We start from the raw sequence: 14,809 nt of genomic DNA, 5'->3' as shown, positions 1-14,809 counted from the left end.
CCGACCTCGCCGGCACGCCGTCGCCCAGCCCCCGTTCCGCTGACCGCGAAAGCGGGTGAATCGTCGGTTTCAGGGTGCGAAAACGACGCCTCACCCGCTCTCGCGATGATACGGGCTGCGCTCTAGAGGTCGGCCTCGTCGAGCGGATGCGGCGGCACGGGCACAGCGGGCGCAGGCGCGACCGTGAGGGAGTCGCCATCGGCCGCGAGGTCCACGAGCACGGTGTCACCGTCGCGCACCTTGCCGGAGAGGATCGCGGTCGCGAGCCGGTCGTCGATCTCGGTCTGCATGAGCCGCCGCAGTGGGCGGGCGCCGTACATCGGGTCGTAGCCGCGTTCGGAGAGCCAGGTGCGCGCCCGCGGCGTCACGGCCAGTTCGAGGCGGCGCTCCACGAGGCGCTTCTCGAGCCGGTCGATCATGAGCTCCACGATCTGGCCGAGGTCCTCCATCGACAGCGACTGGAAGACGACGATGTCGTCGAGCCGGTTCACGAATTCCGGCTTGAAGGTCTGCCGCACGAGCAGCTGCACGGCTTCCTCCTTTTGCTCGGTGCTGAGCGTCGGGTCGATCAGGAACGCCGAGCCGAGGTTCGACGTCAGCACGAGGATGGTGTTGCGGAAGTCGACGGTGCGGCCCTGGCCGTCGGTGAGGCGCCCGTCGTCGAGCACCTGCAGCAGCACGTCGAAGATCTCGGGATGCGCCTTCTCGACCTCGTCGAACAGGATCACCGAATACGGGCGCCGGCGCACCGCCTCGGTGAGCTGCCCGCCCTGCTCGTAGCCGACGTAGCCGGGAGGCGCCCCGACCAGGCGGGACACCGAGAACTTTTCGCCGTACTCGCTCATGTCGATGCGGATCATGGCCTTCTCGTCGTCGAAGAGGAACTCGGCGAGCGCCTTGGCGAGCTCGGTCTTGCCCACGCCGGTCGGTCCGAGGAACAGGAACGAGCCGGTCGGCCGGTCGGGGTCGGAGATGCCCGCCCGGCTGCGACGCACCGCGTCTGCGACCGCGCGCACGGCGCGCTTCTGGCCGATCAGCCGATGCGCGAGCTCGCCCTCGAGGTTGAGCAGCTTCTCGGTCTCGCCCTGGAGCAGGCGACCGACGGGAATACCCGTCCACATCGCGACGACGGCGGCGATGTCCTCCGCGGTGACCTGGTCGTTGACCATCCGCGGTCCGTCGGACTCTGCCTGCTCGGCGGCGGCGAGTTCGCGTTCCATCACGGGGATGTCGCCGTAGAGCAGCCGGGAGGCGCGTTCGAGGTTGCCCTCGCGCTGGGCCCGCTCCGATTCACTCCGCGCGGTGTCGAGTCGGGTCTTGAGCTCGCCGACCCGGTTGAGCGAGGCGCGTTCCTTGTCCCACCGGGCCTGCAGTCCCTTCAGGGTGTCCTCACGTTCGAGCAGGTCGGCCCGCAGCTTCTCGAGCCTCTGGCGGGAGGCGTCGTCCTTCTCCTTCTTGAGGGCCAGCTCCTCGAGCTTGAGCCGGTCGACGCTGCGGCGCAGCTCGTCGATCTCGACGGGGGCGGAATCGATCTCCATCCGCAACCGGCTCGCGGCCTCGTCGATCAGGTCGATGGCCTTGTCCGGCAGCTGACGCGCGGTGATGTACCGGTTCGAGAGGGACGCGGCCGCGACGAGAGCGGCATCCGCGATCGACACCTTGTGGTGCGCCTCGTAGCGCTCCTTGAGGCCGCGCAGGATCGCGACCGTGTCCTCCACGCTCGGCTCGTCGACGAGCACCGGCTGGAAGCGCCGCTCGAGGGCGGCGTCCTTCTCGATGAACTCGCGGTATTCGTTGAGCGTCGTCGCTCCGATCAGGCGCAGTTCGCCGCGGGCGAGCATCGGCTTGAGCATGTTGGATGCCGCGACAGAGCCCTCCCCGCCGCCCGCACCCATCAGGGTGTGCAGTTCGTCGACGAAGGTGATGATCTGACCCTCGGCGTCGTTGATCTCCTTGAGCACGGCCTTCAGCCGCTCCTCGAACTCGCCGCGGTACTTCGCCCCGGCCACGAGGGCGGCGAGGTCGAGCGCCACGAGCTGCTTGCCCTTGAGTGAGTCGGCCACGTCGCCGGCCACGATCCGCTGGGCGAGACCCTCGACAACGGCGGTCTTCCCGACACCGGGTTCGCCGATCAGCACCGGGTTGTTCTTGGTGCGGCGGGTGAGCACCTGGCTCACGCGGCGAATCTCGGCGTCCCGCCCGATCACGGGGTCGAGCTTGCCGCTCTTCGCGATCTCGGTGAGGTTCACGCCGTACTTCTCGAGCGCAGACTTCGCCTCTTCCTGGGGCGGCTGCTGGCCTGCTTGCATGGGAAGTTCCTCTCTCTCGTGCGACAGCCCGCCGACAAACAAAGCTGAGTCGCGTCGACTCAAGTTTAGAGGCTGGCGACGCTCGGCGCCAGCACTCGCGTCCGGCGGTACCGGTGCCATAATGACCGCAAACGGCGGCAGGCGACAGCGCCGCCGAGACACGCCTTCGATGATGAGGAGCCCCGATGACCTTCCATCCCCTCGACCCGCTGACGGCCGACGAGTTCACCGCGGCCGCAGCCATCGTCGGCCGCGAGCGCGGTGTCGGACCGGGCTGGCGCTTCGCCTCGATCGAACTCGTCGAGCCGGGCCGGCACGCCAGGTCCGCCTTCGATCGTGCCGGTGCGGTGCCCGAGCGCCTCGCCCGGCTCGTCGTGCTGAACCGGGCCGAGAACAGCACCTGGGTGGCGCTCGTCTCCCTCAGCGCAGACGCCCTGCTCGACTGGACCACGGTGCCGGGCGTGCAGGCCAACTTCACGGTCGACGAGTGGGACGAAGCGGATGCGGCTCTCCGCGCGCACCCGGACGTCGTCGCCGCCCTCGCCCGCCGGGACATCACCGATCTCGACAACGTCTTCATCGACACCTGGACCTACGGTGACGCCGTCATCCCTGAGCGATTCCGGGGCAGGAGGATCGGCTGGTCCGACGTCTGGGTGCGCGCGGAGGCGGGCGCCAACCCCTATGCCGGACCGGTGAGCGGACTGCACTTCGTGATCGACGTCAACACGATGGAACTCCTCGACGTCGAGGACTCGTTCGCGGTCGACCGCCCGGCCGTGATGGGCGAATACGTGCCGCATCTCATCCCTCCTCGCATCCGCGACCTGAGCCGGCGGCCTCCGCTGAGGCCGCTCGACATCGTGCAGGCAGAGGGGCCGAGCTTCACCGTCACCGGCCACCGGGTCGAGTGGCAGAACTGGTCGCTCCGGGTCGGCTTCAACTACCGGGAGGGCATGACGCTGCACGAAGTGAGCTACCGGGACGGCGAGCGCGTCCGCCCGATCGCCAACCGGCTCTCCTTCGCCGAAATGGTCGTGCCCTACCGGGATCCGAGCGTCGATCATTTCCGTCGCACGGCTTTCGATATCGGCGAGTGGGGCCTGGGCTTCATGACGACCTCACTCGAACTGGGCTGCGATTGCCTCGGCGAGATCCGCTACCTCGACGCCGTGCTGCACAACAGCGCCGGCGAACCGTACTCGATTCCCAACGCCATCTGCATCCACGAAGAGGACAACGCCGTGCTCTGGAAGCACGTCGACCACGATGGCGGATCGGAGGTACGGCGGATGCGTCGCCTCGTCGTCTCCTTCCACGTCACCGTCGCGAACTACGAATACCTCGTCTACTGGCGCTTCTACCAGGACGGCAATATGGAGTGCGAGGTGCGCGCGACCGGGATCATGGTCGTCACGAGCCTCGACGCGGGCCACCCGCATCCGAACGGCACCCTTGTGGACACCCGCACATACGCCCCCTTCCACCAGCACTTCATCGTCGCCCGGATGGACCTCGACATCGACGGGACCGAGAACACGGTGTTCCGCTCCGAGACGCGCGTCGAGCCGATCGACGAAGCGAATCCGCTCGGCCTCGCCCTCACCCAGCGGAGCACGCCCATCGAGACCGAGGGCTTCGACGACTACGACTGGGCGACCCAACGCAGCTGGAAGGTCGTGAACGAGGCGACGTTGAACGGGCTCGGCACCCCGGTGTCGTACAAGCTCGTTCCGGGCGGCGCAATTCCCTCGTTCTTCGACCCCTCCTCGCCGGTGTTCCAGCGCGCCCAGGTGATCGGGCACACGGTGTGGGTCACCCCCGGAGACGAGACGCAGCGCTGGCCCTGCGGCGAGTTCGTCAACCAGAGCGCGGTCGACCACGGCCTGCCCGAGTGGACCCGCGCCGGGCGGCCGGTGCGGAACACCGACATCGTGCTCTGGTACGTCTTCGGCATCCACCACATCACCCGCCCGGAGGAGTGGCCCGTCATGCCGGCCGACACCGTGTCATTCTGGCTCAAGCCGGTCGGCTTCTTCGACCGCAACCCCTCCCTCGACGTGCAGCCGGGTGCCGCAGGACACGCGCACGGACATGAGCATCACGACCAGCACTGACCAGCACTGACCAGCACTGAGCAGCACCGAGCAGCACCGGCCACGAAGCGCACAGACCAGCCCCACCGACATTTCACCGAGAACCCAGGGAGATCCAGCGTGACCAGGACAGCGAACTACGTCGTCGCCTACGAAGCGACCGATCGCGGCAATGATGCCATCGAACTCGGGGTCGCCCTCGCCCGGCTGACCGGAGCCGAGCTGCGGCTGTGCCTCGTGCTGCCGCACTCCACTATCGCGCCCTCCCGGCTGCGCGCCTCCGGCTCCGACTTCGAGGCACTCCTCGAACAGCAGGGCCTCGAGTGGCTCGCCGGCGCCGCGGCGAGAGTGCCGGCCGACGTCGTGGCCACGACGCACCTGATCTGGGCGGATGCGACCTCCGACGGGCTGCTGAGGGCCGTCACGGAATTCGACTCCGACCGGATCGTCGTCGGAGCCTCACGCCACGGCATCCGCGGTCGCTACACGATCGGCAGTGTCGCAAACGCCCTCCTGCACGCCTCGCCCGTACCCGTCGCCCTCGCGCCGCACGGGTACCTCGCCCCGGCGCAGATCTCCCGGATCACCTGCGCGATCGGAACCCGGCCCGGCTGGTCGACTCTCCTCGATTCGTTGCTGGCGTTCACGGAGGGCCTCAGCGTTGACGTGCGCTTCCTCACCCTCGTCGAGGTCGACTCCCGGCGCGCCCAGCACGGCGAGTCGACGCCCGCTGTCGAGGCGGCCCGGACCGCGGAGAGCACGGCGCATCTCGAATCGGTGCTCGAGTATTACTCGACGCGATCGTCTGCTCCGGGCGCCATCACGACCGAGGTCGCCGTCGGCGAGAACGTGGAGTCCGCGGTGGAGGCCATCGAGTGGCGAACGGACGAAGTCGCCTTCGTCGGTTCGAGCCGCCTCGCCCAGCCGACCACGATCTTCCTCGGCATCACCGCCCACCGGATGCTCAACGCCCTTCCGGTGCCGCTCGTCGTCGTCCCCACCGGCGCCGCCGCCCGCCTCGCCCGCTGAGCGGCAGCGGAGGCCGCCGCCGCCTCCGCTGCCGGCCACACCGTGGGAGAATGGGGTTCGACCTTCTAAGGAACCCTCTTCCCCCTTATGGCTCACTCTCTCAGCTCACACGAGATCGCCCTCCTCGTCGGAAGCCAGGCCTTTTCGCGCGGTGAACGTTATGCGCGCAACGGCCACGTCCTGTCCGAAGTCTGGGACGACTCGGGCACCAGGCTCATCGGAAAGGTCCGGGGCACTGGACGCACGCCGTACACGGTGACCATCTCGTTCATCCTGAATCCCGCCGGTGTCGCGGTGCGCGCGACCGGGCTCTGCACCTGCCCGATGCGGAGCAACTGCAAGCATGTCGCCGCCTTGCTCGTCACGAGCCGGAACGGCGGGAATCCGGGCTCGATCGAGGCCGACGAGGCCGACGTCGACCGCTTCCGCAGGCGGTCCGCGCCGCCGGCCCTGTATGCAGTCCAGTCCCCCGCAGCAGCATCCGCAGCGCCCGCCCCGACCGTCCCGCGCTGGCGCAGCGCGCTCGGCGGCCTGCCCACACCCGGAGAGACGGCCGCGCGGACAGGGACGGAACTCGCGTTGCAGTTCCAGGTGCTCGCCCCGGTCAACTCCCGGTTCCAGTCCGGTGGACGGCACCTCGCCGCCCGGCCGATGCTGCTCGGCAAGCAGGGCCGCTGGATCCGCGGCGCCCTGACCTGGGACAACATCGCCCAGACCGCAGGCACCGCCCAGCGCGCCCAACGGCGGGTGCTCTCCGCGCTCTACGCCCTGCACCTCGCCGGACGCCCGTACTACGGCTCGGCGACGCAGTGGATCCAGCTCGACGACTTCCCGGACCGGGCGCTCTGGGGCCTGCTCGAGGAGGCGACGGCCGCCGGCATCCCGCTCATCTCCACCTCGGGCGCCCAGGATCCCGTGCGCATCGCCGATCGTCCCGCATCACTCGAGCTCGACATCCGCCGCACACCCGGCGGCCTCGCGCTCACCCCCACCGTCGTACTCGACGAGCACCGGCTGCCCGGCGGCCGGTTCGGTTTCACGGGCGACCCGGCGCACGGCATCTACACCTGGCAGGATGCCCCGGCCGGGGACCCGACCGGAGGCAGGCTCACCCTCGCGCCGCTCGCTGTCGAGGTCAGCAGGGAGCTGCGGAACCTCGCCGCCACCGGCCAGTCCATCGACGTGCCCACCGCCGACGAGCCCGACTTCCTCGCCGAGTTCTACCCGTACCTCCGCGACCGTGCGCGCGTCACGAGCCGCGACGACTCGTTCGAGCTGCCCGAAAGCCCGCGCCCCGAGCTCACGCTCACGATCAGCCACCAGGCGGATGCGCGCATCGCTCTGAACTGGGCGTGGCGCTACCAGGCGGGCCCGGCCGCCACCAGCACCGGCACCAGCACCAGCACCGAAACCCCAGCAGGGGAATACGACCTCGAACTGCGGCCGGCTCCGGGAGAGCACCGCTACCGGGACTCCGCCGCCGAGGCACGGATCCTCCGCTCCGTCGACGAACTGCTCGCACCCCTCACCGAGCTCGCCCCGCGGCGCGGCGGGGTGCCCCGGCTGTCCGGGCACTCCGAACTCACCGGCGCCGGCATGATCGACTTCCTCGAGGGGGTCGTGCCGCGGCTCGAAGTACTCCCCGACGTCGTCGTCGTGCAGAGCGGCGTCGTGGTCGACTACCGGGCGGCGGACACCGCCCCGGTGATCAGCGTCGGCACGAGCGAGCGCCTCGACGACCGGGACTGGTTCAATCTCGCGGTGTCCGTCTCGATCGACGGAGAGGACGTGCCCTTCGACGTGCTGTTCCGGGCCCTCGCGACCGGCCAGGACATCCTCATCCTCCCGAGCGGCACGTACTTCAGCCTCGACCGGCCCGAACTGCACACCCTGCGCCGCCTGATCGAGGAAGCCCGCAGCCTGCAGGAACCATCCGCGACCTCCCTCGGCATCAGCCCCTTCCAGGCCGACCTCTGGGAGGAACTGCAGGAACTCGGCGTCGTGACAAGCCAGGCCGCCGGCTGGCGCGACATCGTCGCCGGGCTCACCGACGTGGAACGGGTACCGACGCTCCCGCTGCCGGACGGCGTGCACGCGACACTCCGCAGTTACCAGCAGTCCGGCTTCGAATGGCTCGGCTTCCTTCACGACCACCGGCTCGGCGGGATCCTGGCCGACGACATGGGGCTCGGTAAGACCCTGCAGGCGATCGCCCTGATCAGCCGCGCGGTGGCCGCACGCGACAGCGACGCACCCGCGCACCCGTTCCTCGTCGTCGCTCCCACGAGCGTCGTCTCGAACTGGGCTGCGGAGTGCGCGAGATTCGCGCCGGGCCTGCGCGTCGCATCCGTCACGGAGACCTCGCGCAAACGGGCGACGGGCATCGCAGCCCTCCATGCCGAAGCGGATGTCGTGATCACCTCGTACACGCTGTTCCGCCTCGACTTCGACGAGTACAACGCGGTGCCGTGGGCCGGTCTCCTGCTCGACGAGGCCCAGTTCGTGAAGAACCGCGCATCCAGGGCCTACCAATGCGCCCGGCGCCTCGACACACCGTTCAAGCTCGCGATCACCGGCACCCCGCTCGAGAACAATCTGATGGAGTTCTGGTCGCTGCTGTCGATCACTGCGCCCGGCCTGTTCCCGAGCCCCACCCGCTTCGCGGACTACTACCAGAAGCCCATCGAACGGGATGCGAACGACGAACGGCTCGCCCAGCTGCGCCGCCGCATCCGCCCGTTCATGCTGCGCCGCACCAAGGAGGAGGTCGCCGGTGACCTGCCGAGCAAGCAGGAGCAGGTGCTCGAGCTCACCCTGAACCCCCGGCACCGGGCCGTCTACGACACCCACCTGGCCCGGGAACGGCAGAAGGTGCTCGGCCTGATCGAGAACCTGAACGCGAACCGTTTCGAGATCTTCCGATCCCTCACGATGCTCCGCCAGCTCAGCCTCGACGCGGGCCTCTACGACGCCAAGTACGACGGGATCCCCTCCACCAAGCTCGACGCGCTCCTCGAACTGCTCGAAGACATCGTCGCCGGCGGGCACCGCACCCTCATTTTCAGCCAGTTCACCCAGTACCTCGGCCGGGCCCGCAACCGGCTCGAAGCCGCCGGTATCAGATACTCCTACCTCGACGGCAAGACCCGCAACCGGGCTGCGGTGATCGACGAGTTCAAGACCGGTACCAATTCGGTGTTCCTGATCAGCCTCAAGGCCGGAGGCTTCGGGCTCAACCTGACCGAGGCCGACTACGCCATCCTGCTCGACCCCTGGTGGAACCCCGCGACCGAGGCGCAGGCCGTCGACCGGATGCACCGGATCGGCCAGACCAAGAATGTGTTCGTCTACCGGCTCGTCGCGAAGAACACGATCGAGGAGAAGGTCATGGCGCTCAAGGCCACCAAGGCACGCCTCTTCGACAGCGTGCTCTCCGCCGACGGCGCCAGGGGAACCGCGCTCACGGCCGCGGACATCCGCGAACTGCTCGCCTGACCGCCATCAGGCTGTGAGCTCTCTCAGCAGGAAGGGCCGGTAACCGGGCAGAACTGTCTTGCAACCCAGCGCACAAACCTATAATTTGGATGAAGTCTGCCCTCCCGGGCTTTTGGCCGTCTGCAGAGGTGAGTGAAATGTCCTACATTCTTGACCAGGTCGACCACCGGGTCCGACGCGTTCTCACGCCCGCCCGCCGCCTGTGGCTGGAAACCCCCCGCACCCTCGTGATCGGCTTCATCGCCATCCACGTCGTGTTCCTCCTGGCCCTCCTCCCCGCGATCCTGACCGGCAATGTCCTCGGCGACCTGCCCCTCTACCGCACGTGGGCCCAGCAGGGCCTCGTGCACCACGTCTGGATGGGCATCAACGTCGAGTGGGTCTACCCGATCGGCGCCCTGTTCCCGATCGTGTTCGCCGGCCTCGGCGGTCCGCTGTTGTACCAGCTGATGTGGTTCCTGATGACGGCCGCGCTGAACGCCCTGGCCGTCATGGTGCTCACGGATGCCGGCCGCAAGATCAGCGGCTACCGTTCCGCCTGGTTCTTCCTCGTGATCAGCTTCGTCCTGAGCCCCGTCGGCCTGCTCCGGCTCGAGGGCCTCACCGCCCCGCTCGTGATCATGGGTCTCGTCCTGCTCGCCCGTCGCCCGATCGTGGCCACAGCACTGCTCACCATCGCCACCTGGGTGAAGGTCTGGCCGGCGGCCGTCGTTGTCGCCGTCGTTGTCGCGTCCCGGCGTCGCATCACGGTGATCCTCACGGGCATCGCGGTCACGGCCGGCGTCGTCGGCACTGTCTTCGCTCTCGGCGGACTCAAGTACATCACCGGCTTCGTCACGATGCAGTCCGACCGGGCTATGCAGCTCGAAGCGCCGATCACGACCCCCTGGGTCTGGCTCGCCGCCCTCGGCCACCCGAACACGTTCATCTACCAGAACTACGCGATCGCCACCCGCGAGGTCAGCGGACCCGGCACAACGCTCGTCGCCTCCCTGATGAATCCGCTGATGTTCATCGCCATGGGGGCGATCGTCACGCTCATGCTGGTCGCGTTGCGCCGTCACCACGACGTCTCGCAGCTCCTGCTCGTCGGGTCGCTCGCGCTCGTCGGCGCCTTCATCATCTTCAACAAGGTCGGGTCCCCTCAGTACATGCTGTGGCTCGCGCCCGTCGTCATCGTCGGAGTCAGCCACAGCTGGCACGCCTGGCGCGCGCCGGCGTACATGATGGTCGCCATCGGCGTTCTGACCACGCTGATCTTCCCGGTGTTCTACATGCCCCTCGTCAACGGCGACCTGTCGGCGCTCGTGCTGCTGACGGCGCGCAACGGCCTCCTGATCGTGATGTTCGGCTGGTCTCTCGTCACGCTGTGGCGCATGGTCGTGGCTCCCGTCACCTCGCCCGCACTGCTCTCCCGCCGCCTGGCCGCGAGCAACTCGCGTAGCGTCGCCGCCTGACCCGGCGTCAACCCGCGCAGTCTCCACCCGCCCAGAGCCGGGCGTAGCCTTGCCGTGCGTCGCAGGCGTTCGGGCAGGGTCCGGGCCGCCTTGGCGATTCCCGGTTGGGTCCCCGGCCGGGGGACAATGGAGTAGTGACTTCACCAACGACCTTCGCCCTTATCCGCCACGGCCAGACCGACTGGAATGCCGCCATGCGGATCCAGGGTCTGTCGGACATCCCGCTGAACGACACCGGGCGCGCGCAGGCCGCCGAGGCGGTCGGCCACCTGGCGGACTACGACTGGGACTTCATTGTTTCCTCGACCCTGTCCCGGGCCGCGGAAACCGCCGACCTCATTGCGGACGGCCTCGGCCTCACGGTGACCCGCCGCATCCCGGAGATCGTGGAACGCAACTACGGTCCCGCAGAGGGCCTGAGCGCCGGCCCTGAGCTCGACGCCCTGCGCATCGATGGCGGTCCGACCGGCAACGGCGGCTTCATCGGCGCGGAGTCCGAAGCGGATGTCGCCGCGCGCGGCCTCGAGGCCTTGCGTGAGCTCGCCGTGGCGCACCCCGGGGCCCGGATCATCGTCGTCTCCCACGGCACGCTGATCCGCCTGACCCTGATGAAGGCCCTCGGCGAGTTCGTCGGCACCATCACCAACGCGGCCCTGAACGTCGCCAGCCTGGACGACACCGACTGGTCGCTCCAGGTACTCAACGGCGAGGTCCTGACGGCAACAGACGACCTCGACAACGACCTGGACGCCCTCGACGCCGTCCCCGCCCGCTGACCCCTGAGCTCCCGCTGACCGCTCCCGCTGACCGCCCCCGTTGACCTCCGCGGGTGGCGCGCCGGTTGCGCCGTTACGCGCCCGGCGTGTCCTGGGGCGTAGCGGCGCTGGTGTCGCGCGGGGCCAGTGCAGGGCTGCGAGGCTGGCTGATGCATGTGGGTTAAAGCAGAAAAGCCACCCCGTGGGGTGGCTTTTCTGGTGTTTCTAAGTTAAGTCCGGCGGTGTCCTACTCTCCCACAGGGTCCCCCCTGCAGTACCATCGGCGCTGAGAGTCTTAGCTTCCGGGTTCGGAATGTGACCGGGCGTTTCCCTCTCGCTATAGCCGCCGAAACATCTTTCGATGGATCGATTCTATATTTTTCAGTTATAGACCCCTCCTGGAAGGGGTTTGTTCTCGACCGTACGTCGAGAACCACATAGTGGACGCTTGCAGCTTATTCAAACTGGTGTGTTATCAAATTATTGGCTTATTAGTACCGGTCAGCTCCAAGGGTCTTTAGTCCCCTCTTCCACATCCGGCCTATCAACGCAGTAGTCTAGCTGCGAGCCTCTCCCCCGAAGGGATGGAAATCTCATCTCGAAGCCGGCTTCCCGCTTAGATGCTTTCAGCGGTTATCCGTTCCGAACGTAGCTAATCAGCGGTGCTCCTGGCGGAACAACTGACACACCAGAGGTTCGTCCATCCCGGTCCTCTCGTACTAGGGATAGATCTTCTCAAATTTCCTGCGCGCGCAGCGGATAGGGACCGAACTGTCTCACGACGTTCTAAACCCAGCTCGCGTACCGCTTTAATGGGCGAACAGCCCAACCCTTGGGACCTACTCCAGCCCCAGGATGCGACGAGCCGACATCGAGGTGCCAAACCATGCCGTCGATATGGACTCTTGGGCAAGATCAGCCTGTTATCCCCGAGGTACCTTTTATCCGTTGAGCGACAGCGCTTCCACAAGCCACTGCCGGATCACTAGTCCCGACTTTCGTCCCTGCTCGACTTGTCAGTCTCACAGTCAAGCTCCCTTGTGCACTTACACTCGACACCTGATTGCCAACCAGGTTGAGGGAACCTTTGGGCGCCTCCGTTACTTTTTAGGAGGCAACCGCCCCAGTTAAACTACCCACCAGGCACTGTCCCTGAACCGGATCACGGTTCGAAGTTAGATATCCAATATGACCAGAGTGGTATTTCAACGTTGACTCCACCTGAACTAGCGTCCAAGCTTCACAGTCTCCCACCTATCCTACACAAGCCACACCGAACACCAATACCAAGCTGTAGTAAAGGTCACGGGGTCTTTCCGTCCTGCTGCGCGTAACGAGCATCTTTACTCGTAATGCAATTTCGCCGAGTTCGCGGTTGAGACAGCTGGGAAGTCGTTACGCCATTCGTGCAGGTCGGAACTTACCCGACAAGGAATTTCGCTACCTTAGGATGGTTATAGTTACCACCGCCGTTTACTGGGGCTTAAATTCTCAGCTTCGCCTTGCGGCTAACCGTTCCTCTTAACCTTCCAGCACCGGGCAGGCGTCAGTCCGTATACATCGTCTTGCGACTTGGCACGGACCTGTGTTTTTAGTAAACAGTCGCTTCCCACTGGTCTCTGCGGCCTTCGAACGCTCCAGGAGTAAATCCCTTCACGCCTCCGGCCCCCTTCTCCCGAAGTTACGGGGGCATTTTGCCGAGTTCCTTAACCACGATTCTCTCGATCTCCTTAGTATTCTCTACCTGATCACCTGAGTCGGTTTGGGGTACGGGTGACTAAAACCTCGCGTCGATGCTTTTCTTGGCAGCATAGGATCACTGATTTCGCCCTTACGGGCTACCCATCGGGTCTCAGCCTTATATGAGAGACGGATTTGCCTATCTCTCGGCCTACATCCTTAGACCGGGACAACCATCGCCCGGCTCAGCTACCTTCCTGCGTCACACCTGTTAATACGCTAACCGCACCAGCATAGGGTCGCACGCTAGGCCTCACGCTTCACCCCGAAGGGATCCATCTAGAGGATTCAGATGCTTAGCATTACTGGATTAGCTTGGACGGTTTTTCGCCAGTACGGGAATATAAACCCGTTGTCCATCGACTACGCCTGTCGGCCTCGCCTTAGGTCCCGACTTACCCAGGGCGGATTAGCCTGGCCCTGGAAACCTTGATCTTTCGGAGGACGGGTTTCTCACCCGTCTTTCGCTACTCATGCCTGCATTCTCACTCGTGTAGCCTCCACGGCTGGTTTACACCGCCGCTTCGCTGGCCACACGACGCTCTCCTACCCATCAACACGGCTGAACCAACACAACAAGTGTGCGGCTTACCAAAAATATCAATGCCACAACTTCGGTGGCGTGCTTGAGCCCCGTTACATTGTCGGCGCGGAATCACTTGACCAGTGAGCTATTACGCACTCTTTCAAGGGTGGCTGCTTCTAAGCCAACCTCCTGGTTGTCTGTGCAACTCCACATCCTTTCCCACTTAGCACGCGCTTTGGGACCTTAGTTGGTGGTCTGGGTTGTTTCCCTCTCGACGATGAAGCTTATCCCCCACCGTCTCACTGCTGCGCTCTCACTTACCGGCATTCGGAGTTTGGCTGACGTCAGTAAGCTTTTAGGCCCCATCGGCCATCCAGTAGCTCTACCTCCGGCAAGAAACACGCAACGCTGCACCTAAATGCATTTCGGAGAGAACCAGCTATCACGAAGTTTGATTGGCCTTTCACCCCTATCCACAGCTCATCCCCTCCATTTTCAACTGAAGTGGGTTCGGTCCTCCACGACGTCTTACCGTCGCTTCAACCTGGCCATGGATAGATCACTTCGCTTCGGGTCTAGGACATGCGACTGAATCGCCCTATTCAGACTCGCTTTCGCTACGCATTCCCCTCTCGGGTTAAGCTCGCCACATATCACTAACTCGCAGGCTCATTCTTCAAAAGGCACGCTGTCACCAGAATCAGACTGGCTCCAACGGTTTGTAAGCAAACGGTTTCAGGTACTATTTCACTCCCCTCCCGGGGTACTTTTCACCTTTCCCTCACGGTACTTGTTCACTATCGGTCATGTAGGAGTATTTAGGCTTATCAGGTGGTCCTGACAGATTCACACGGGATTTCTCGGGCCCCGTGCTACTTGGGATACTCTTCGGGCGATTACTGCATTTCGACTACGGGGTTCGCACCCTCTATGACCAGGCTTTCAATCCTGTTCGTCTATACAACGCTCTAACCCTCACTGTTCGGCAGAATCAGCAGAAAAGTCCCGCAACCCCGACCATGCAACGCCTGCCGGCTATCACACATGATCGGTTTAGCCTCATCCGGGTTCGCTCGCCACTACTAACGGAATCACTATTGTTTTCTCTTCCTGTGGGTACTGAGATGTTTCACTTCCCCACGTTCCCTCTACCCGCCCTATATATTCAGGCGGGAGTCACCAGGTCACCTTACGGGCCTGGCGGGGTTTCCCCATTCGGACATCCTCGGATCACAGTTCGTTTATCAACTCCCCGAGGCTTATCGCAGATTACTACGTCCTTCTTCGGCTCTACATGCCAAGGCATTCACCGTTTGCTCTTAGAAATTTGAAATCACATGAGTTTGAATCGATTAAGTATTCTGAATAAATTCAGAATCGAAATTGACCAATGATCTATAAA

6 protein-coding genes and 2 rRNA genes are annotated in these 14,809 nt (G+C 65.1%); 5 read left to right on the top strand and 3 right to left on the bottom strand.

The window, feature by feature from the left end:
- Positions 1–122: 122 nt before the first annotated feature.
- A complete protein-coding gene (locus tag RHM57_RS18275) occupies positions 123–2,309 on the bottom strand; it encodes an ATP-dependent Clp protease ATP-binding subunit (protein WP_134446164.1) in 2,187 nt (728 codons plus the stop codon).
- A gap of 185 nt (positions 2,310–2,494) precedes the next feature.
- Between RHM57_RS18275 and RHM57_RS18270 the strand changes: the two genes are divergently transcribed.
- The 5 genes from RHM57_RS18270 (at position 2,495) to RHM57_RS18250 (ending at position 11,162) form a co-directional block, all read left to right on the top strand.
- Positions 2,495–4,426, top strand: coding sequence for a primary-amine oxidase (locus tag RHM57_RS18270; protein ID WP_322189078.1), 1,932 nt, complete (start codon positions 2,495–2,497; stop codon positions 4,424–4,426).
- 99 nt (positions 4,427–4,525) lie between these two features.
- Complete coding sequence (locus RHM57_RS18265; RefSeq protein ID WP_166787243.1) at positions 4,526–5,434, top strand: universal stress protein; 909 nt, start codon at positions 4,526–4,528, stop codon at positions 5,432–5,434.
- 87 nt (positions 5,435–5,521) lie between these two features.
- Complete coding sequence (locus RHM57_RS18260) at positions 5,522–8,929, top strand: DEAD/DEAH box helicase (protein ID WP_322189075.1); 3,408 nt, start codon at positions 5,522–5,524, stop codon at positions 8,927–8,929.
- Positions 8,930–9,066: 137 nt separating this feature from the next.
- On the top strand, positions 9,067–10,386 hold the full coding sequence (locus tag RHM57_RS18255) for a glycosyltransferase 87 family protein (protein WP_166790701.1): 1,320 nt from the start codon (positions 9,067–9,069) through the stop codon (positions 10,384–10,386).
- Positions 10,387–10,520: 134 nt separating this feature from the next.
- Entirely contained in the window at positions 10,521–11,162 is a 642-nt protein-coding gene (locus RHM57_RS18250) for a histidine phosphatase family protein (RefSeq protein WP_277870862.1), read from the top strand.
- 213 nt (positions 11,163–11,375) lie between these two features.
- Here RHM57_RS18250 and rrf read toward each other — a convergent pair.
- Positions 11,376–11,492: ribosomal RNA gene (gene rrf, locus RHM57_RS18245) — 5S ribosomal RNA — on the bottom strand.
- Between the two features lie 120 nt (positions 11,493–11,612).
- A 23S ribosomal RNA gene (locus tag RHM57_RS18240) occupies positions 11,613–14,740 on the bottom strand.
- Positions 14,741–14,809: the final 69 nt, after the last annotated feature.

The sequence above is a fragment of the Cryobacterium sp. 10S3 genome (assembly GCF_034344045.1).
Taxonomy (GTDB): domain Bacteria; phylum Actinomycetota; class Actinomycetes; order Actinomycetales; family Microbacteriaceae; genus Cryobacterium; species Cryobacterium glucosi.
Note: the sequence above shows the minus strand (reverse complement) of the source record. Positions and strands in the feature narration are given on the sequence as shown.

What these genes read in the sequence shown, in the direction of transcription:
- RHM57_RS18275 (WP_134446164.1), bottom strand. Translation starts at nt 2,309, where the DNA reads ATGCAAGCAGGCCAGCAGCCGCCCCAGGAAGAGGCGAAGTCTGCGCTC.
- RHM57_RS18270 (WP_322189078.1), top strand. Translation starts at nt 2,495, where the DNA reads ATGACCTTCCATCCCCTCGACCCGCTGACGGCCGACGAGTTCACCGCG.
- RHM57_RS18260 (WP_322189075.1), top strand. Translation starts at nt 5,522, where the DNA reads ATGGCTCACTCTCTCAGCTCACACGAGATCGCCCTCCTCGTCGGAAGC.
- RHM57_RS18255 (WP_166790701.1), top strand. Translation starts at nt 9,067, where the DNA reads ATGTCCTACATTCTTGACCAGGTCGACCACCGGGTCCGACGCGTTCTC.